This is a genomic window from Enterococcus sp. DIV0691, assembly GCF_051711145.1.
Taxonomy (GTDB): Bacteria; Bacillota; Bacilli; order Lactobacillales; family Enterococcaceae; genus Enterococcus_B; species Enterococcus_B hirae.
The window spans coordinates 2027378-2047370 of record NZ_JBIOLY010000001.1 but is presented as its reverse complement, the minus strand read 5'-3'; the positions used below and the strand labels follow the sequence as shown (position 1 = coordinate 2047370).

Genomic DNA, 19993 nt, shown 5'->3' with positions numbered 1-19993 from the left:
GAGACTGATGGAAAAAGTGGTAAACTTTAGAAGTCAGTCTTTTTTTATGGAGGTGAATCGGTTGACAGACACACCAAAAAGCGAAATAGAAAAAGTGAGTCAATTATTTAAAGTCTTAAGTGATCCTACCCGATTGAAAATATTGATGTATTTAAAAGATGGAGAACAAAATGTGACGGCCATCAGCCAAGCGGTGGAAATGGAACAATCCGCTGTTTCCCACCAACTACGTTTATTAAGGGAAAACCATGTGGTAAAATCGCATCGTGAAGGCAAAGCAATATTGTATAGTTTAGATGATTTTCACGTGTTGGATATCTTGGAACAAACCTTGAAACATGTGGAACATCAGTAAAATAAGAATGAGGCATTTCTAAGGGAATGTAAATAGATTATACTGAAAAAAAAGCCAGCAGACACGTGTCTGCTGGCTTTTTTTTCAACTAGTTATGCGTTTGGTTCTGGTTGTTTGTTATAGCTGCTTACTGGATACAATTATTTGCTCTTTATTTTTCTCCTGAAGTATCCGTGCCATAATAACTGTGGTCCTCTAAATCTAAGGCATTTAGAATCAACGAAGCCGTTTCTTCAATTGAGAGAGAAGCAACATTGATCACAACGCAACCTAATTTTTCATACAAATCATTAGCAAAATCTAATTCTGCTCGTATTTTTTCGATATCAGAATAAGCCGTATCAGGATTTAATCCATAGGAACGCATCCGTTCTTTTCGAATATTATTTAAAATATCGGGATTATTGGTTAAACCAACAATTTTTTTAGGATCGATCTCCCAAAGTTGTTTTGGGATATGGGCTTGAGGAATGAGTGGGAGATTCGCCACTTTTAAGTTTTTATTCGCTAAAAAAAGACTTAACGGTGTCTTTGACGTTCTGGAAACTCCTAGCAACACCACGTCTGCTTCTAAGAAGCCTCTTGGATCTTTCCCATCATCGTATTTTACAGCAAATTCCATTGCCTTGATTCGTTTAAAATAATTTTCATTCAATAAATGTAGGGCTCCAGGTTGACGAGTGGGTTGAATTCCTGTTAATCGTTGGATTTCTTCGATCGGTGGAGTCATCACGTCAAAACTAAATAAGTTGTTTTCTTCGCAAAAACTTCGGGTATAATCAATCAGCTCTTGGTTGATCAAGGTATGAAGAACTAACGCTTTTTCTGCTAACGCATCTTGTAAGGCTTGTTCGAGGGTGTCTTGGTCAGTGACAAACGTTCGACGAAATAAATTAAATTCAACTGTAGGATATTGTGCCATGGTTGCCTGTGCGAGTTTTGTTGCTGTTTCACCAGCTGAATCAGAAATGACAAAAAAAGTAACGATCTCAGTAGAATCAAAAGCCATAAATAAAAAACCTCACTTGCATTTTTTTTATCTTTAGTATACCATACTGTGGAATATGTACTTCGTAATCATTTTGATTTGGAGGGAAAGACTTGAAAAACCAAACATTAATCGAACAATCGTTAGAAATTTTGAAAAATAACGGATTTAAATACACGAAAAAGCGAGAAGCATTATTGACTTATTTGGTCAAAAGAAATCGTTATGTGTCAGCAAAAGAAGTATTTGATTTTATGAATGAGGAATTTAAAGGAGTGAGTTATGATACGATTTATCGTAATCTCCATGATTTCTCTGAGTTAGACTTATTAGAAGAAACCGATTTGAATGGCGAAATGAAGTTTCGCTTTCATTGTTGCCAGGGAGAGATCGGTCACCATCATCATTTTATTTGTACCGTTTGTGGGATGACAAAAGAAATCCATATGTGTCCAATGGACTATTTTGAAAATCAATTATCAGGTTGTACGATCGAAGGGCATCGGTTTGAAATTTTCGGTCGATGTGAAAACTGTCAGTAGTTGTTTTATAATAAAATAACATATCATTATTTTAAAAAATCCAAAGATTCCCTTGACGGTCAAATCAGCATTAGATATAATGTTTTATAGAACAGTCTTGTTTTTTGGATTATAATTTCAATAACAATTACGGTTACTTTTTAAGCTCGGAGGGAGGGAATTAACATGTCAAAAACAGTCATTCGTAAAAACGAATCAATTGACGATGCTCTTCGTCGCTTCAAACGTTCCGTGTCAAAAGCGGGTACTTTACAAGAATCTCGTAAACGTGAATTCTACGAAAAACCAAGCGTAAAACGTAAGAAAAAATCTGAAGCAGCTAGAAAAGCAGCGAAAAAACGCAAAAAAACGCAAAAAAACTAGTTCCTTTATGAATTGGAGTTGGTAGTGTGTCACTACTAAGTAGATTGAACGATGACATGAAAACAGCGATGAAAGCAAAAGATAAAGAATCTTTACAAGTCATACGTATGATTAAGTCATCCATTCAAAACGAGCAAATCAAAGAAGGTCACGACTTGACTGAAGATGAAGAATTAACAGTGTTGTCTCGTGAAATGAAACAACGGCGTGATTCTTTACATGAGTTCGAAGAAGCTGGACGTGACGATTTAGCTGAAAAAGTGAAAAGTGAAATAGTAATTGTTGAAAAATACATGCCAGAACAACTTTCTGAGGATGATATTCGTCAACTTGTTCAAGAAGCGATTACACAAACTGGAGCTTCTTCTGTCAAAGAATTTGGCAAAGTCATGGGTGCGATCATGCCGAAAGTCAAAGGAAAAGCAGATGGGAACCAAGTGAATGCGATTGTGAAAGAGCTATTACAATCTTAAACTTATCATTTAAAGAGTTTGGGACAACCGCCCTCTCTTAAAAAGAAAATAAGCCTGATTTTGATCCACAACGTCAAAATCAGACTTATTTTTTTTAGATTTTTTTTCATGCATGTCCCAATTTCCTCACGGTGAGCGCCAAGGCAACATCAATCGGTACGCCTTGTTCCCCATGCAATCATACATATCCTTCTTTTATCTCTCTTCCTCACTCGATAGATCTAGGCTTGGTTAGATTGGTTCGTTGCCTTATCTATTAAGTAAAAGCTGTTTATTGATAGGCAGGAATCTCTCAATCATGGAATAACATAAAGTAAATCATGGAAGTTCAGCAAAGTAATTTTAGGTTAAAATGAATGAAACGAATAAGGAGTGAGACAACCTTTTTTATTTGCTATATAGTTTTTTATGAATATGGTAAAATAGGAAGGAATGAATTGAAGTAAAGGAGATGTCTATTTTTGACAGAAGCATCCAGTTCTTTAGAAATTAGATTAACAGCTGCTGACGATATCAGTATGTTGTTAGGCTCGCATGACAAACATGTAAAATTAATTGAAGAAATGACTGAAACAACGATTCATACGAGAGGCGAAATGATCCAGATTATTGGAGAAGAGCCGGGGCTTTCGTTAGCACAATCGGTGATACGTACCTTACAAGAATTGATCAAGCGGGGGATACATGTCAGTACACCTGATGTTGTTACTGCCTTAAAAATGGGGCAAAAAGGGACATTGGATTACTTCATTGAAATGTATGAAGAAGAAATCGTCAAAGACCGCAATGGTAAACCGATTCGAGTGAAAAATAGTGGACAAAAACAATATGTCGAGGCCGTTGCTAAACATGACATCGTATTTGGTGTCGGTCCTGCTGGAACAGGTAAAACATTTCTAGCGGTCGTTTTAGCAATTGCTGCGTTGAAAAAAGGCGAAGTCCAAAAAATCATTTTGACTCGTCCAGCGGTGGAAGCAGGAGAAAATCTTGGTTTCTTACCGGGTGATCTGAAAGAAAAGGTTGATCCTTATTTACGTCCAGTGTATGATGCACTGTATCAAATATTTGGTTTAGATCATACCAATCGTTTGATGGAGCGTGGGATCATCGAAATTGCGCCATTAGCTTATATGCGTGGGCGAACACTTGACGATGCTTTTGTAATACTAGATGAAGCTCAAAATACAACAGTGGCACAGATGAAAATGTTCTTGACTCGTTTGGGGTATCAATCAAAAATGATCGTAAACGGCGATACAAGTCAGATTGACTTACCTAAAGGGACGATGAGTGGTTTGATCCATGCAGAACGTACATTGAAACAAATCAAAAAAATTGCTTTCGTCAATTTTGAAGCAAGTGACGTCGTTCGTCATCCTGTTGTAGCCGAAATCATCAAAGCTTATGAAAAGGCAGATCTTCATCAAGAGTAAGGCTTAGGGGGATAAGCGAATGTTGAATAAAATACTCCAACAACTGCAAGCAAAATTAGGAAAGGCGGCAATGCCTTTCTTATTGCTTTTGTTTTTTGTGATCGTTTGTGGCGTTACGTTTAGTAGCGTCAAGCAAAAAGCCAATGACTTCAGAGAAGGACAAGTGGCAGAAGAAAGTATCCGTGCGAATAAAACGATTGAGAATACAGAAGAAACCGAACAAAAAAGAAAATTAGCAGCGGAAGCTGTTACGCCAGAATATACGTATCAACAAGATTTAGCTAGTGAACAAAGTAGTCGCATCAAGCAGCTTTTTGAATTGATCAATAAAACAAATGATTCGATCAATAAAGCGTATAAAGAAAAAGTAGATAAAGCAAAAGAAGATGAAAATGTTCCTAAGCCAACTATCGACGAACGAATTGCAGCTTTAAAGAAGAGTTTTGAAAATGCCAATGCTGAAAACGTGGCATTTTATCAAAAATTACCGACTAATTTTTACACAAAAATCTTTAGTATGTCAGATAGTCAAATTGCGACAGTCCGAGATGAAAGTCTTCGATTGATCAATGAACAAATGAAAAAACAAGTTCGAGAAAGTGATTTAGAAACCTTCAAGCAACAGGCGGAAGAACAGATCCAATATTTGAACGTGACACCTGACCAACAACAAACGATCCATTATCTTGTCGATCAAGGAATCGTCGTAAATGATGTCTTAAATGAAAAGAAAACAGAGGAATTGAAACAATCAGCAAGGAGTGCGGTTCAACCGGTCATGATCTATCAAGGCGAAATCATTGTTCGTGAAGGAAATCAAATCGATGCAGATGCAATGAAAAAGCTTGAATTATTAGGATTGACCAGTCAAACAACGTCAATTTTTCCTTTAGTAGCAATGATCTTAGCAGTCTTATTGCAAATTGCTGTTTTAGTTTACAACTCAATGCAGTACCATGAAGCCGGAAAACGAACAGAGTATGTTCTCTTTTATGTTACGGCTATGTCCATCAGTGTGTTATTAATGAAATTTTTCCAACTATTCCAAACGGAACAAGCAGCTTTTATCCCGCTGTTTTATCCTGCAGCTTTTGTTCCTTTAGTTTTAAATTTCTTTTTGAACCGGAGGGCAGGAATCATGGCTGCCTTGTTCCAAGCCGTATCTGCATTGTTTATTTTTTATGGCTCGATTGGGACCAACTTTTTGACCGTTATCTTGATGGCTTATCTTTTTTCAGGTTTATTAGCGACGGTTTTAAAACGCCAACGAGTGTCAGAACAATGGTTTTCAGCTATGATGTGGGTCATTATTTTTCCGTTGATGATGGATGTTGTGCTGATCGTTTATCAAGGTATGAGCTTTAGTAATGGAACAACTTGGTTAACACTGATTTGTGGCTTTATGGGGGCTTTGCTGTCGTATCTGTTAACGATGGGATTACATCCGTATATCGAATTGATGGTCAACGATGATAGTGTGATCGTCTTGAATGAGTTAAGTAATCCTAACCATCCATTGTTAAAACAGCTATTGGAAGAAGCACCAGGAACTTATCATCACAGTATGATGGTCGCCAATTTAAGCGCGAACGCAGTGGCTGAGATCAATGGGCGGTCATTATTGACGCGTGTAGCTTGTTACTACCACGATATTGGTAAAATCAAACATGCTAGCTTTTTTGTAGAAAACTTGCCTTCTGGTGCTGAAAATCCACATAATTTCTTATTACCGGAAGATAGTAAACAGATCATTTTTGGTCATGTGACCGATGGAGCGAAAATTTTAGAGGAATATGGCATGCCGCAAATGGTAATCGATATTTGCCGACAGCATCATGGAACAACATTGATGAAGTATTTCTATATCAAGGCAAAAGAAAGAAATCCTGAAGTCACCGAAGAACAATTTCGTTATCCTGGTCCCAAACCACAGACCCGAGAAGCCGGTATCGTGAATATTGCAGATAGTTGTGAAGCGGCAGTACGGGCAATGGATCATCCAACAGGTGAAAAAATCGAAAAATTTGTCCATAATTTGATTGAAGAACGAATCTCTGATGGTCAACTTGATGATAGTGGTTTAACATTAAAAGAAATTCGCAAAGTGGAAAAATCTTTGATCAGTGGGTTAAGTAGTACCTTCCATTCACGGATCAAATATCCTAAAATGAAATCGGAAGCGGAAACGATGAAAGTAGAAAAAGAAAATGGCTAAAATAAAAAATATCAGCAATAAGTAAGAAAGAAGCGATAAATATGGACATCACATTTATGGATGAAACACAGAAAGTTTCAACAGAAAAAATCAAGGAGATCGAGGACCTTCTGCAATTTGCAGCGGCTCATTTGAAATTATCCGAGGAAACAGAAATGTCTGTTACTTTTATGGACAATGCAGCAATCCAAGAAATCAACCGTGTCTACCGTGGCAAAGATGCCCCAACAGATGTGATTAGTTTTGCATTAGAAGACGAAGGGGAAGACGAAATTCCCGTGATTTTTGAAGAAGGCGATAATCCTTTACCACGAGTATTAGGAGATATCATGATCTCAATTGAGCGTGCCCAGGAACAAGCGGAAGAATATGGTCATTCGTATGATCGAGAGTTGGGATTTTTGGCAGTGCATGGCTTTTTGCACATCAATGGTTATGATCACATGACACCCGAAGATGAAGCAGAGATGTTTGGTTTACAGAAAGAGATTTTAGATGCTTATGGACTTAAAAGATAAAGAGTGCGAGAAAAAGGTTGAGAAAAATAAGCACTTCGCTATGTCAGTAGAATTTGCTCTTCAAGGGGTTAAAACAGTCTTTGATGAGGAACGTAATATGAAAAAACATGTAGGTTTTGGGTTGCTGGCGTTTTTTATGGGAGTTGTATTTCAACTGAATCAAATAGAATGGCTGTGGTTAGTTTTAGCAGTTTTTCTGGTATGGATCGTTGAGATTTTAAATACTGTTTTTGAGAATGTGGTGGATATGTTTACCGATTTTCATTTCCATCCAATTGGGAAAAAAATCAAAGATATGGCGGCAGGAGCAGTGTTAGTCACCGCTTGTTTTGCAGTGATCGTCGGTCTCATTTTATTTGTACCTAAAATCTATCAAATGTTTTTTAATTAAAAGGAGAATAATATGTTAGAACATAAATCAGGTTTTGTCGCTATTGTGGGACGACCAAATGTTGGCAAATCAACATTATTAAATCGAATCGTTGGGCAAAAAATTGCTATCATGAGTGACAAGGCACAAACGACCAGAAATAAGATCCAAGGTGTTTATACGACACCAGAAGCACAGTTGATTTTTATCGACACTCCGGGAATCCATAAACCAAAACATCGTTTGGGTGATTTTATGGTGGAATCAGCCTACAGTGCACTAAGAGAAGTGGATGCTGTCTTATTTATGATCAGTGCGGATCAAAAACGTGGACGTGGGGATGATTTTATTATTGAACGATTAAAAAATGTTCAATCACCTGTTTATTTGATTATCAATAAAATCGATAAAGTTCATCCAGATGAATTATTAGGAATCATCGAAGATTATTCGGCACAAATGCCTTTTGCACAAGTTGTACCGATTTCGGCTACAGAAGGGAACAATGTGGACCGTCTAATGGAAGTGTTGATCGCTGAGATGCCAGAAGGTCCTCAATACTTCCCGGATGATCAAGTAACGGATCATCCAGAATACTTTATCGTTTCGGAATTGATTCGTGAAAAAGTCCTGTTTTTGACTAGAGATGAAGTCCCACATTCAGTGGCTGTTGTTGTTGACTCAATGAAACGCAATGAAAATGATAAAATCCAAATTCAAGCAACCATTATCGTTGAACGTGATAGTCAAAAAGGGATTATCATCGGTAAAGGTGGTAAAATGCTAAAAGAAATTGGGACGAAAGCAAGAAAAGATATTGAGAATTTGCTTGGTGACAAAGTATTTCTAGAACTATGGGTTAAAGTTCAAAAAGATTGGCGCGATAAAAGAGTTTATTTACAAGATTTTGGTTACCGCAAAGAGGAATATTAACTTTAAGTAGATAAAAATGAGTTGAACGTGATTATTCGATAGACGAAACCGCGTGTAAAAGTCAGAAGACAAGAAAATGAGTAGAATAAGTGGGAAAGGAAAATGATTCAGTGAATGATTTTTCTTTTCCTTATTCTTTTTCTAAAAGGGGGGCGAAAAAAATGAGCCAGCTAGCCGAATCAAAAGGGATCATATTGTCCAGTCGAAATTATAAAGAAAAAGATAAATTAGTGAAAATTTTTACTGAGTCTGCGGGGAAACTGATGTTTTATGTCAAAGGAATTCACCGGCAAAACCAACCATTAGCCCCTGCACTACTCCCTTTTACTGAAGGAATCTACATTGGTACGTTTAAAAGTGAAGGACTTTCGTTTATAACCAGCGTAAAAGATGTTCACTCCTTTAGAAAAATTCAAGAAGACATTTTTTTAAGTGGTTACGGCACGTATTTGTTAAACTTAGTGGATGCAGCGATCGAAGACCATCAATATGATCCCCATCTTTTTCAATTTACACAAGCAGCATTGCAACGGATGGATCAGGGGGACGACGCGGAAATCATCACCAACATCTTTGAGGTACAATTATTGCAACGCTTTGGGATTGCACCGATTTGGACACATTGTGTGGTGTGTGGCAAAACACAAGGTAAATTTGATTATTCTTCCAAATATGGAGGCGTGCTGTGCGAAGAACATTGGTCAATGGATCACTGTCGTTATCATGCAGATCCAAGAGCTGTTTATTTCGTGCGTATGTTCTCTGCTATTTCTTATGATAAGATCACAGGGATCAATTTAAAAGACGAAACCAAAGCAACGATCAGGCAACTGATTGACCAGTTATACGAAGAATACGTAGGGATTCATCTAAAAAGTAAAAAGTTCATTGATCAAATGAAATCATGGGAACATGTCCTAAAAAAGCCTGATCCGGAAGGAGAAAGTGCTTCTGAAAACCAAAAAAATGAGTAGAATATTCAATCAACATTCAAAACTATTTGACAAAAGCCTAACTATACGTCTATTATGGAACCTAGATAAATGAGAGTTTTGTACAAAAACTTGATTGGCTAAATAAAAGAATAAAGTACGTTGAACAAGATCAGTAAAAAATACGTAGCAAAAGCGAGTTCGGAAGGGTGTGAGCCGAATGCTGTCGGTTTTTGAAGAGGCACTTGGGAGTACTGACAATGAAGCTGCCGAAATTTTCGGAAGTAGGGTGGAACCGCGAAGTTATTCGTCCCTATGTTTGTTTAGACAAGCATAGGGACTTTTTGTTGTTTCAAATTCTCAGCAAACTATTTAGAAGTGGAAGGAGTCATTTTAAATGAGCAAAAAATTATCTGTACAAGACATGATCTTGACGTTACAAAAATTTTGGTCATCAAATGGGTGCATGTTGATGCAAGCCTATGATACAGAAAAGGGGGCAGGTACAATGAGCCCATATACCTTTTTACGAGCAATTGGACCAGAGCCTTGGAATGCAGCATACGTAGAGCCTTCTCGTCGCCCAGCCGACGGTCGTTATGGGGAAAATCCGAACCGTCTGTATCAACATCATCAGTTCCAAGTAGTGATGAAACCATCACCTGAAAATATCCAAGAACTTTATTTAGAAAGTTTACGTTTATTGGGGATCGATCCTTTGGAACACGACATTCGGTTTGTCGAAGATAACTGGGAAAACCCTTCGATGGGCTGTGCCGGTGTTGGTTGGGAAGTTTGGCTCGATGGAATGGAAATTACACAATTCACGTATTTCCAACAAGTCGGCGGTCTGCCATGTAAACCAGTGACATCTGAAATTACTTATGGTTTGGAGCGCTTGGCATCCTACATCCAAGAAGTAGAAAGTGTCTATGATCTTGAATGGTCAGATGGCGTAAAATATGGGGAGATTTTCAAACAGCCTGAATACGAACACTCCAAATATTCATTTGAAGTCAGTGATCAAGAACTATTATTAAGTAATTTTGATCGTTTTGAAAAAGAAGCTAAACGATGCATTGATGAAAATTTAGTTCATCCTGCCTATGATTACATTTTAAAATGCAGCCATACATTCAATCTATTAGATGCTCGTGGTGCAGTTTCTGTCACAGAACGTGCTGGTTATCTGTCACGTATCAGAAATATGGCAAAATCTGTTGCAAAGATTTTTGTGGCAGAGCGTGAAAAATTAGGATTTCCTTTATTGAATAAAAACACAGCAAATCCAGAAACGGTTAAGGAGGCTGAATAACATGGCAAAAGAGTTACTTTTAGAAATCGGGTTGGAAGAAATGCCTGCCCATGTAGTTACACCAAGCATGAAACAACTGGAACAAAAAACAGCAAAGTTTTTAGATGAACACCAATTGTCTTATGATACAATCGAAACTTTTTCAACGCCAAGACGTTTAGCGATCAAAGTAACCAATATCCCAGAACGTCAAGCAGATAGCGAAGAAGAATTAAAGGGTCCGGCTAAAAAAATCGCATTGGATTCAGATGGAAATTGGACGAAAGCCGCAGAAGGGTTTGTACGTGGTCAAGGTTTGACGACTGACGATATTACCTTTAAAGAGCTGAAGGGTGTAGAGTATGTGTACGTAACCAAATATACACATGGACAACCAGCGAAAGAAGTATTGACTGGACTTGCAGATGTCATCAAAAGTTTGACATTTCCTGTTACGATGCATTGGGCAAATTTTGACTTTGAATATATTCGTCCTATTCATTGGATTGTTGCTTTACTAGATGATGAAGTGATTCCTTTCGAGATTTTAGATGTTACAACAGATCGCACATCACGTGGTCATCGTTTCTTAGGAGAAACAGTTCGTTTCGCTCATGCCAATGAGTATGAAGAAAAATTACAAGAACAATTCGTGATAGCTGCGCCACATAAAAGAAAAGAAATGATTGTCCAACAAGCAACAGAATTAGCAGAGAAAAACCATTGGACGATCGATTTAGACGAAAAGTTATTAGAAGAAGTGAATAATTTAGTCGAATATCCCACAGTTTTTGCTGGCGATTTTGAAGAAAAATATCTGTCTGTCCCTGAAGAAGTATTGGTTACTTCAATGAAGGAGCACCAACGTTATTTTGAAGTAAGAAATGACCAAGGATTACTCTTGCCACATTTTATTTCTGCTCGAAATGGGGATCGTGTCAAACTAGAAAACGTGATCCGTGGAAATCAAAAAGTATTGACTGCTCGTTTAGAAGATGCAGAGTTTTTCTACAATGAAGATAAAAAGATTGAAATCGAGACTTTTGTTGATAAATTAAAATCAGTGACTTTCCATGAAAAAATTGGAAGCATCTACGAAAAAATGCAACGAGTACAAGTTATTGCTCGTATTTTAGGTAAATCTGTCGGCTTATCACCAGAAGAGTTAACGGATTTACAACGTGCTGCTGAAATCTATAAATTTGATTTAGTGACCAACATGGTAGGTGAGTTTCCAGAGCTTCAAGGGATCATGGGTGAAAAATATGCGCGATTACACGGCGAAACATCAGCTGTAGCAACAGCTATCAAGGAACACTATCTGCCAATTTCAAGTGAAGGTGACTTACCAGAAACCAAAATTGGTGCAGTATTAGCGATTGCAGACAAATTAGATAGTATCTTCTCTTTCTTTACAGTTGGAATGATCCCAAGTGGGTCAAATGATCCGTATGCTCTTCGTCGTCAAGCGTATGGGATTGTCCGCATCATCGAAGCAAAAAATTGGTCATTTCCATTGGTTCGTTTACAACGTGAAATCGACCAGGCAATCAATGAAGATCAAGAACGTTTTGGCGTCCAGTTATCGGATGGACAACAGGCAGTCATTGATTTTATCAAAGGACGTTTCCGTCAGTTACTAACTACAAAACAAATCCGACACGATGTGATTGATGCAGTTTTAAATGCAAAACAAAGCGATTTGACAAAAGTTTTTGCAGCAGCTCAACTGTTTAAAGAACGTTTAGATGAGGAAGAGTTTAAGCCATCGATGGAAGCATTGACTCGAGTGGTTAATTTAGCGAAGAAAGCGCAAGAAACAACGACAACAGAGATTAATCCTGCGTTATTTGAAAATGAAGCTGAAACAGCACTTTATCAAGCGGTAGCAGAAATGAAAAAACAATTTGGTACACAAACGCTGAAAGAAGATTATGATCAACTTGTTGCTTTACGTCCATTGATCGAAACGTATTTTGACCAAACCATGGTCATGGTAGACGATCCTGCTGTCCGTAACAATCGTTTGGCACAGCTGAAACAAATTGCTGAAATGGCACTATCAATAGCAAGCTTAGATCAGATTATCACTAAATAAATCAGGTAGCCCTTTGCCAACTTGATTTGAAACAAGCGTTATGACAAGTCTAGCTCTGAGATATAAGCCGAAGCATCCGAAAATAGTTTCTTCTATTTTTAAATGCTTCGGCTTATTTTTTGACTGATTACCGAAGTGCAGATCTTTGAACGCCGTCAATAAGATTGTGAAAGTACCAGAGTGGATGCTTTCATAGCAATTACTCATCTTAGTGTAAAAAGTAAGCTTAAGGTCTTAATACCTCAGACTCTTTTTATGTAGTGTATATCGTTTTTATTCATGCTATCTAGCAATAAGCGACTTTTCTTTCACGAATCAGAACAATATGACATTTTTTGATAAAAAGAGAACAATCGGTTAGTGCTATTGAGTGAAATGCATAGTTTTTGTTATTTTTAAATCATCCTTTATTTAAAAATGAAAGTTAGGTATAATTAATATAGAAAAATTGTTATTCATAACAAGAAAAGCTTGTTATGAATGGGATAATAGTAAATAGGGTCTCAGGTAGAAATTCTTTACTTGTCTAATAGAATTAGCAAATTTCCCGTGATTTGGAAGCGATTAGATAAAGTAACGATTTATTTTTTTGGGAATAAAAAGTTTTTAAAACGATGGGATCCAGTATCTTACTCTAGATGATAATAATTATCATCTGAATGATAAACTAAAAATTTTTTTAGAAATCGATGTCATTTTATTATCTAAGTATGTTCATAGGATGAAAGTCTCACGAAGCTTCACTGAAATGAGTATATTTTATGAGAACAAGTAACATCAGCAGGATGTCATGTGTTAAAAGAAAAATGAATCTAGGAAAGTAACAGGAAAGTGGAGAGAAATGGAAGAGACAATTAGTATAAAAGAGATCATCGGAGTATTTCGTAAGCGTTTGTTGACCTTATTTATTTCAACGTTAGTTGGTTTGGCGGTAGCAAGTTTCGTTACATTCTTTATTTTAACACCCAAGTTTAGTTCACAAGCCCAATTGATTGTCACGTTGCCTCAGTCAAATATTACGAATGTCAATGATGTGAATACGAATTTACAAATGATTAACACCTACAAAGATATGATCATTAGTGACTTAGTTTTAAGTGAAGTGAAAGATCAATTAGAAACGCAAGATCAGCTAGCAATGACGGTTGGAGAAATCAAACAAGCAATCACAGTGAATCAATCCGAAAATTCACAAATGTTTTCTATCCAAGCGATTAGTTCGATTCCAGATAATGCTCAGAAAATTGCGAATACCACAGCTGAGGTGTTTCAAACGAAAGCAAAAGATGTGATGAATGTCGATAAAATATCGATCATTTCTGAAGCGGTTGCGGACGGAACATCGGTGTCACCAAATAAAAAAATAAATATTGCCCTTGGCCTTATTTTAGGTCTGATGATTGGCATGGGGATAGCTCTGTTATTGGAATTGTTCGACCAGACTGTGAAAGATGAAAAATATCTTTCGGAGGTCATAGGGTTTCCAATTTTAGGGACGGTACCAGAAATGACTGCCAAAGATTTCAATAGAAATGACAAAAACAACAACGCACCGGTGACAATAAACGATGAAACTGGTGAACAAGCGAGAGCTTCTCGTAGAGCTCGTTCGAGAGTGTAGGAGGGAAAACATGCGACGCGTCATAAAACAAAAAGAAACACTACTTCAACCGATTCGTTTGATTACTTTAACTAATCCTTCATCAGCAGCGGCTGAGCACTACCGAACGATTCGAACCAATATCCAATTTGTTTCAATCAATGATCAACAAGTCAAAACGATCGTGGTCACGTCATCTGGACCAGGTGAAGGGAAATCGACCACGGCTGCAAATCTGGCTGTTGTCTTTGCAAAAGCTGGTCAGAAAGTGTTATTAGTTGATGCTGACATGCGAAAACCAGTTATTTACAAAGCATTTCAAATAAATAATCATTATGGGTTAAGTAATCTACTCAGTTCAACTGAAACGATCAGTAAAGGGATCCAAAAAACGGCAATCAAGGAATTATCGGTATTACCAAGTGGACCGATTCCTCCTAATCCATCAGAGCTGTTAAGCTCGAAAAGAATGGATCAACTAATGGTAGAAGCAAGTCAGCTCTATGATATCGTGATGTTTGATTTGCCTCCGATTGTAACTGTGACAGATGCTCAAATCTTGTCATCAAAGGCAGATGGTACGCTTCTGGTAGTACGTGAAAAGACTTCACGAAAAGAAGCAGTTGTGAAAGCCAAAAAATTATTAGAGATGGCTCAGGCAAAGGTACTGGGAATTGTTTATAACGGAGTCGAACAAAGCAAAGATACAAGTTATTATTATGAATGATAAAGAGGAGGTAAAGGGAATGATCGATTTACATTGTCATCTATTACCAGCAGTTGACGATGGTGCGCAAAACCTGGAAGAAAGCCTGGCAATGGCTGAAAAAGCGGTTGAACAAGGGATTACTCATATTTTATGTACACCGCACCATAACAATGGCAAGTATTGTAATCAAAAGAAAAAAGTCATTCCCCTAGTCGCCACTTTACAAAAAGAGCTGGATAAAAGAAATTTACCGTTGGTGTTATTAGAAGGTCAAGAAGTTCGTATTACTGGAGAATTGCTTGAAGCGCTTCACCGAGATGAACTTCTTTTTACAGATTTAAATGATACTTATCTGTTGATTGAATTTCCTACATTAGAAGTACCGTTATATGCAAAGAACCTTTTTTTTGAACTGTTGAAACTAGGAAAAATACCAGTAATCGTGCATCCTGAGCGTAATACTTATTTTGCAAAAGATCCGAATCGTTTGTTGCCTTATCTAGAAATGGGGTGTTTGACACAGCTGACAGCGCCAAGTTATCTGGGGCGCTTTGGCAAAGAAATCCAAAAAACAGCAAAAAAAATGGTCAAGTACAATCTTGTACAAATGATTGCTTCGGATGCTCACGGTGTTGAGCGACGTTCTTTTTGTTTAAAAGAATGTTATGAACAAATCGCTAAAGACTTCAATAACGAAAAAGTTGAGCAAATGAAACAAGTCGCCAAAGATTTAATCAATGGGGAGCAGATTCATTATCCAACTTATCAAGCGATAAAAAAGAAGAAGTTTGGGTTATTTTAGGGGGAGTAAAGGTGTTTGAAGTCACAAGAAAAAGAAAGATTGCTATTTTGATAGGAGTTGATAGCTTATTGTTGTTTTTGGCAAACATTGCTACAATTAGATTCATGAAGCCATTCGCAGAAGTATCAACGGATTTTATGTTCATCTCTACAGGCGTTTCAATAGGTTTCTATTTGTTTTATGGGAGTTTATTTAAAGTCTTTACAAGGATCAATCGCTATATGAATTTAGAAGAAATCAGGGCGATTTTTGTTTCTTTGTCGATCACTATGATTTCAAATCTTTTTGTCTTGTTTTTTATCAATCATCAGTATATGTTACGTCTAACGATCTTTACCTATATTTTGTCTTTGCTTTTAATCATGGGAAGCCGTCTGGAGTGGCGTCTTTACATTGAGAAAAAGCAGACAAAGCTACAACCTAGAGCCACTGCCAAGAAGACGATCATCGTAGGCGCTGGTGAAGGCGGTAGAATTTTGGCAAATATCTTACTTGGATCAAAAACAGCAAGTGACACCAATGTCATTGGTTTTGTTGATGATGATCCTAATAAGCAAAATACATATCTTTCAGGAAAAAAAGTGATCGGTATGATCAAAGACCTCCCTGCACTAATCAAGAAACATGATGTACAAATCGTTACCATCGCCATTCCTTCCTTATCCAAAACAAAAATCAGGAATATCTTTCAAATGGTAGAATCCTTGCATGTCAAAGTAAACACGATGCCTTCAATGGAAGAAATCGCTTCTGGAAAAGTCAGTGTCACAAAATTAAAAAAAATTGACGTAGTTGATTTACTAGAAAGAGATGAAGTTGAATTGGACATTGAATCGATCAAAGGTCATTTGACAGGGAAAACCATTCTTGTGACTGGTGCGGGTGGCTCGATCGGCTCAGAGATTTGTCGGCAGATTATCCAGTTTTCCCCAGCACAATTATTACTAGTAGGACATGGGGAAAATTCGATTTATTTGATCGATCGGGAACTCCGCATGAATCAGCAAAATCAGCAGACAAAAATCGTCCCGCTCATTGCAGATATTCAAGATCGTGACAAAATCAATGAGATCATGCAAAACTATCGCCCAGATATCGTTTATCATGCTGCAGCACATAAGCATGTTCCTCTCATGGAAGTAAATCCCAAAGAAGCAGTAAAAAATAATATTCTTGGAACGAAAAATGTTGCGGAAGCAGCCAAACAAGCGAAAGTCAAAAATTTTGTGATGGTCTCAACAGATAAAGCGAATCATCCACCTAATGTGATGGGAGCGACAAAGCGGATTGCAGAAATGATTGTAACAGGATTGAACGAAAAAAATGGAACAACATTTTCCGCTGTTCGCTTTGGAAATGTATTAGGTTCACGAGGAAGTGTGATTCCTGTCTTTCGTGAACAAATTGCGCAAGGTGGACCAGTCACGATTACTGATTTTCGGATGACACGTTACTTTATGACAATTCCTGAAGCAAGTCGATTGGTCATTCAATCAGGAGTCTTGGCTAAAGGTGGAGAGATTTTTATTTTAGATATGGGTGAACCAGTCAAAATCGTCAACCTTGCCAAAAATATGATTCGCCTGAGTGGCTATCGTGAAGACGAAATTGAGATTCTTGAAACGGGTATCCGTCCTGGGGAAAAACTATATGAAGAACTACTGTTGGATAAAGAGAGAAACGATGAAGCTGTCTATGAAAAAATTTTTGTCGGAAACATCAAAGGTTATTCAAATCAAAAAGTGATGGATTTTATCCGTCATTTGCCAAAAGATGAGAAACAATTAGCAAGAGAAGTGATTCGTTTTGCCAATGCTTCTAATCAATAGAAACTAGCTGTTTTAAGCTGAACGTACTATTAGTAAAGTAGTAAAATCATTGCTTTATGTGCTGGGTTATACGATTCCTGCGATCAAAAATTGCATAGGGATACGTTATTCAAATCGCATGTAAAAAAACGTTTGACCATCAAAAAAAGAAACGAGAGGAGAAAGCGAGTGGATGCAATAATAGTAGGAGCAGGTGGGTTTGGTAAAGAAATTGCTTTTTTGCTCCAACAACAAAATGAGTATCAGTGGGTCGGTTTTGTCGATGATCGTAAAAGTGAGCAAAGCGATGTTCTAGGAAAACCTGTGATTGGCAAAATTGCTGACTTGCTTCAAGTCAAAACACCAATGGCAGTTTTTCTTGGGATTGCGGCTCCGACGGTCAAAGAAAACATCTATGAACAGTTACGACAAAACCCTCACTTGCTTTTTCCAAATTTGTTTGCCCCTAGCGCATTGATTGGCTTAAATGTTCAACTGGGCATTGGGAACATATTGATGCCTTACACGACCTATACTGCAGATATTTCAATCGGTGACTTCAATATGATCAATATTGGTTCAACAATCGGTCATGACTCCATTATAGGTAGTTACAATGCCATTTTTCCTAATGTCAATATTTCGGGAGCAGTCACTTTAGGAGATAAAAATGAACTAGGTGTCGGTACAAAGATTATTCAAGAATGTTCGATTGGTGATGGCAACATTATTGGGGCTGGCAGTGTTGTCATCAGAGATATCCCTCATCATTCAAAATGGGTGGGGGTACCAGCAAAGATAATTGAAAGGTGGAGTTGATGTGAGAAAAAAGCGAATATTATTAGCTTCGCCCCATATGAGTGAAGCAGGCTATGAACAAGCGTTTGTCAAAGAAGCCTTTGATACGAACTGGATTGCCCCTTTAGGTGCCAATGTCGATGGTTTTGAGCAAGAACTGGCAGATCATGTGGGAGCCAAGCATGTTGCTGCGCTTTCTTCAGGTACGGCAGCGATTCATTTAGCATTAAAGGCAGCAGGTGTCACGAAAGGAGATCAAGTGATTTGTCAATCCTTGACTTTTGCAGCTACGGTCAACCCGATTCTTTATCAAGGAGCCGTCCCAATCTTTGTGGATAGTGATGCCGAAACTTGGAATATGAGTCCTGTCCATTTACGCGCAGCTTTAGAAAAATATCCAAAAGCGAAAGCGGTGATCGTCGTTCACTTATATGGATTAGCTGCAAACTTAGCTGAAATCATGCAGATCTGTCAAGAATATCAAGTGACGTTGATTGAAGATGCTGCCGAATCATTAGGAACGACTTACCAAGGTAAATATACAGGAACGTTTGGAGACTATGGGATTTATTCCTTCAATGGAAATAAGATCATCACAACTTCAGGTGGGGGAGCATTAATCTCTGACGATCAATCAAAAATCGAAAAAGTCAAATTTTGGGCCACTCAATCTCGTGAAAATGAACGTTATTATCAACATTTAGAAATCGGTTATAACTATCGTATGAGCAATATATTAGCAGGAATCGGGCGTGGTCAATTAAAAGTATTAAATGAAAGAATCCAAAAGAAGCGTGCCATCTATCAATTTTATCAAGAAGAATTGTCCAAGTTTCCTAATATACAATTTATGCCGGAAAACTCTTGGAACGAACCTAACTATTGGTTGAGTGTCATTCGTTTAGAAGGAATAGATCCATCTTATTTGATTGAAGAATTGGAAAAAAAACAGATCGAAGCACGTCCTGTCTGGAAACCGATGCACTTACAGCCTGTTTTTGACTCTTTTGATTTTATTGGCGGCGAAGTTGCAGAATCGCTTTTTTCTTCTGGAGTTTGTCTTCCCTCAGATACTAAAATGACGGATGAAGAGTTAAATAGAGTCGTTGCAACGATCAAGCGAGTGATGCGTTATGAGTAAACCAACCTTTTATCGACTTTTTGGAAAGCGTGGGTTCGATCTTTTTTTCTCAGGTCTTTTATTGCTTTTGCTTGCACCACTGATGCTCATACTTGCAGGGTGTGTGCGATTAAAATTAGGTTCACCGGTTATTTTTAAGCAAATAAGACCAGGGAAGAATGAACAATTATTTTTTATGTACAAGTTTCGCACGATGACAGACGAGAAAGATCAACATGGCGCGTATCTTCCAGATGAAGTTCGTCTAACAAAATTCGGCAAACTACTTAGAGCGACTAGCCTTGACGAGCTGCCAGAGCTTTGGAATATCTTTAAAGGCGAAATGTCTTTTGTTGGTCCTCGTCCATTATTGGTAGAATATTTGACACTTTATAATGAAGAGCAACGAAAACGCCACAACATTCGCCCAGGTTTGACCGGATTGGCCCAAGTCAGTGGTAGAAATGCGATCAGTTGGGAAGAAAAGTTTACGTATGATTGTTTGTACGTTAAAAGTTATTCGTTTGGCAAAGATGTTTGGATCTTGTTACAAACAGTCCTTAAAGTGTTCAAACAAGAAGGGATTAGCTCAAATTTTGGACCAACAAGTGAAAAATTTGAAGGGAATGAACCATACTGAAA

At 37.6% G+C, this 19993-nt stretch carries 20 protein-coding genes; 19 read left to right on the top strand and 1 reads right to left on the bottom strand.

Translation table 11 applies throughout. The features are described from left to right. Positions 1–7 precede the first annotated feature (7 nt). Positions 8–355, top strand: coding sequence for an ArsR/SmtB family transcription factor (locus tag IGJ11_RS09430; protein WP_025480128.1), 348 nt, complete (start codon positions 8–10; stop codon positions 353–355). A 151-nt stretch (positions 356–506) separates the two neighbouring features. Here the strand turns inward: IGJ11_RS09430 and IGJ11_RS09425 are convergent, their stop codons facing one another. Next, on the bottom strand, positions 507–1364 hold the full coding sequence (locus IGJ11_RS09425) for a pyruvate, water dikinase regulatory protein (RefSeq protein WP_010718532.1): 858 nt from the start codon (positions 1362–1364) through the stop codon (positions 507–509). A 92-nt stretch (positions 1365–1456) separates the two neighbouring features. Between IGJ11_RS09425 and IGJ11_RS09420 the strand changes: the two genes are divergently transcribed. From IGJ11_RS09420 to IGJ11_RS09335, 18 genes are all read left to right on the top strand, one after another. Then, positions 1457–1885 (top strand): Fur family transcriptional regulator, encoded by a 429-nt coding sequence (locus tag IGJ11_RS09420; protein WP_010718531.1) that lies wholly within the window; start codon positions 1457–1459, stop codon positions 1883–1885. 165 nt (positions 1886–2050) lie between these two features. Beyond that, positions 2051–2248, top strand: coding sequence for a 30S ribosomal protein S21 (rpsU, locus tag IGJ11_RS09415; protein WP_010718530.1), 198 nt, complete (start codon positions 2051–2053; stop codon positions 2246–2248). Positions 2249–2274: 26 nt separating this feature from the next. Beyond that, complete coding sequence (locus IGJ11_RS09410) at positions 2275–2721, top strand: GatB/YqeY domain-containing protein (RefSeq protein WP_010718529.1); 447 nt, start codon at positions 2275–2277, stop codon at positions 2719–2721. Positions 2722–3182: 461 nt separating this feature from the next. Then, entirely contained in the window at positions 3183–4154 is a 972-nt protein-coding gene (locus tag IGJ11_RS09405; protein WP_010718528.1) for a PhoH family protein, read from the top strand. A gap of 19 nt (positions 4155–4173) precedes the next feature. Then, the gene (locus IGJ11_RS09400) at positions 4174–6369 is read left to right on the top strand and encodes an HD family phosphohydrolase (protein ID WP_010718527.1); all 2196 of its coding nucleotides are present in this window, start codon (positions 4174–4176) and stop codon (positions 6367–6369) included. Positions 6370–6410: 41 nt separating this feature from the next. Then, complete coding sequence (gene ybeY / locus IGJ11_RS09395; protein ID WP_025480127.1) at positions 6411–6887, top strand: rRNA maturation RNase YbeY; 477 nt, start codon at positions 6411–6413, stop codon at positions 6885–6887. Beyond that, complete coding sequence (locus tag IGJ11_RS09390) at positions 6865–7278, top strand: diacylglycerol kinase family protein (protein ID WP_034700929.1); 414 nt, start codon at positions 6865–6867, stop codon at positions 7276–7278. Before ybeY ends, IGJ11_RS09390 begins: the two co-directional genes overlap by 23 nt. A 12-nt stretch (positions 7279–7290) precedes the next feature. Further along, positions 7291–8190 carry a GTPase Era gene (gene era, locus IGJ11_RS09385; protein ID WP_010718524.1) on the top strand — a complete coding sequence of 300 codons (900 nt, stop codon included), beginning with the start codon at positions 7291–7293 and terminating at the stop codon, positions 8188–8190. A gap of 161 nt (positions 8191–8351) precedes the next feature. Then, positions 8352–9164, top strand: a complete 813-nt coding sequence (recO, locus tag IGJ11_RS09380) for a DNA repair protein RecO (RefSeq protein WP_207433559.1) — start codon at positions 8352–8354, stop codon at positions 9162–9164. A gap of 355 nt (positions 9165–9519) precedes the next feature. After that, complete coding sequence (glyQ, locus tag IGJ11_RS09375; RefSeq protein ID WP_010718522.1) at positions 9520–10437, top strand: glycine--tRNA ligase subunit alpha; 918 nt, start codon at positions 9520–9522, stop codon at positions 10435–10437. A gap of 1 nt (position 10438) precedes the next feature. Beyond that, the gene (gene glyS / locus IGJ11_RS09370) at positions 10439–12514 is read left to right on the top strand and encodes a glycine--tRNA ligase subunit beta (protein ID WP_438772530.1); all 2076 of its coding nucleotides are present in this window, start codon (positions 10439–10441) and stop codon (positions 12512–12514) included. 841 nt (positions 12515–13355) lie between these two features. After that, positions 13356–14135, top strand: coding sequence for a YveK family protein (locus IGJ11_RS09365; protein ID WP_010737948.1), 780 nt, complete (start codon positions 13356–13358; stop codon positions 14133–14135). 10 nt (positions 14136–14145) lie between these two features. Next, positions 14146–14841, top strand: a complete 696-nt coding sequence (locus IGJ11_RS09360; RefSeq protein ID WP_010718519.1) for a CpsD/CapB family tyrosine-protein kinase — start codon at positions 14146–14148, stop codon at positions 14839–14841. A 19-nt stretch (positions 14842–14860) separates the two neighbouring features. Then, entirely contained in the window at positions 14861–15625 is a 765-nt protein-coding gene (locus IGJ11_RS09355; RefSeq protein WP_010737946.1) for a tyrosine-protein phosphatase, read from the top strand. A gap of 11 nt (positions 15626–15636) precedes the next feature. Then, positions 15637–17454, top strand: coding sequence for a polysaccharide biosynthesis protein (locus tag IGJ11_RS09350; protein WP_207433549.1), 1818 nt, complete (start codon positions 15637–15639; stop codon positions 17452–17454). Between the two features lie 168 nt (positions 17455–17622). Then, positions 17623–18252 (top strand): acetyltransferase, encoded by a 630-nt coding sequence (locus tag IGJ11_RS09345; protein WP_063627379.1) that lies wholly within the window; start codon positions 17623–17625, stop codon positions 18250–18252. A 1-nt stretch (position 18253) separates the two neighbouring features. Continuing rightward, on the top strand, positions 18254–19372 hold the full coding sequence (locus IGJ11_RS09340) for a DegT/DnrJ/EryC1/StrS family aminotransferase (RefSeq protein WP_286011567.1): 1119 nt from the start codon (positions 18254–18256) through the stop codon (positions 19370–19372). Further along, the gene (locus IGJ11_RS09335; protein ID WP_207433547.1) at positions 19365–19991 is read left to right on the top strand and encodes a sugar transferase; all 627 of its coding nucleotides are present in this window, start codon (positions 19365–19367) and stop codon (positions 19989–19991) included. Before IGJ11_RS09340 ends, IGJ11_RS09335 begins: the two co-directional genes overlap by 8 nt. Positions 19992–19993: the final 2 nt, after the last annotated feature.

What these genes read in the sequence shown, in the direction of transcription:
- IGJ11_RS09430 (WP_025480128.1), top strand. Translation starts at nt 8, where the DNA reads ATGGAAAAAGTGGTAAACTTTAGAAGTCAGTCTTTTTTTATGGAGGTG.
- IGJ11_RS09425 (WP_010718532.1), bottom strand. Translation starts at nt 1,364, where the DNA reads ATGGCTTTTGATTCTACTGAGATCGTTACTTTTTTTGTCATTTCTGAT.
- rpsU (WP_010718530.1), top strand. Translation starts at nt 2,051, where the DNA reads ATGTCAAAAACAGTCATTCGTAAAAACGAATCAATTGACGATGCTCTT.
- IGJ11_RS09400 (WP_010718527.1), top strand. Translation starts at nt 4,174, where the DNA reads ATGTTGAATAAAATACTCCAACAACTGCAAGCAAAATTAGGAAAGGCG.
- ybeY (WP_025480127.1), top strand. Translation starts at nt 6,411, where the DNA reads ATGGACATCACATTTATGGATGAAACACAGAAAGTTTCAACAGAAAAA.
- IGJ11_RS09390 (WP_034700929.1), top strand. Translation starts at nt 6,865, where the DNA reads ATGCTTATGGACTTAAAAGATAAAGAGTGCGAGAAAAAGGTTGAGAAA.
- era (WP_010718524.1), top strand. Translation starts at nt 7,291, where the DNA reads ATGTTAGAACATAAATCAGGTTTTGTCGCTATTGTGGGACGACCAAAT.
- recO (WP_207433559.1), top strand. Translation starts at nt 8,352, where the DNA reads ATGAGCCAGCTAGCCGAATCAAAAGGGATCATATTGTCCAGTCGAAAT.
- glyQ (WP_010718522.1), top strand. Translation starts at nt 9,520, where the DNA reads ATGAGCAAAAAATTATCTGTACAAGACATGATCTTGACGTTACAAAAA.
- glyS (WP_438772530.1), top strand. Translation starts at nt 10,439, where the DNA reads ATGGCAAAAGAGTTACTTTTAGAAATCGGGTTGGAAGAAATGCCTGCC.
- IGJ11_RS09365 (WP_010737948.1), top strand. Translation starts at nt 13,356, where the DNA reads ATGGAAGAGACAATTAGTATAAAAGAGATCATCGGAGTATTTCGTAAG.
- IGJ11_RS09360 (WP_010718519.1), top strand. Translation starts at nt 14,146, where the DNA reads ATGCGACGCGTCATAAAACAAAAAGAAACACTACTTCAACCGATTCGT.
- IGJ11_RS09355 (WP_010737946.1), top strand. Translation starts at nt 14,861, where the DNA reads ATGATCGATTTACATTGTCATCTATTACCAGCAGTTGACGATGGTGCG.
- IGJ11_RS09335 (WP_207433547.1), top strand. Translation starts at nt 19,365, where the DNA reads ATGAGTAAACCAACCTTTTATCGACTTTTTGGAAAGCGTGGGTTCGAT.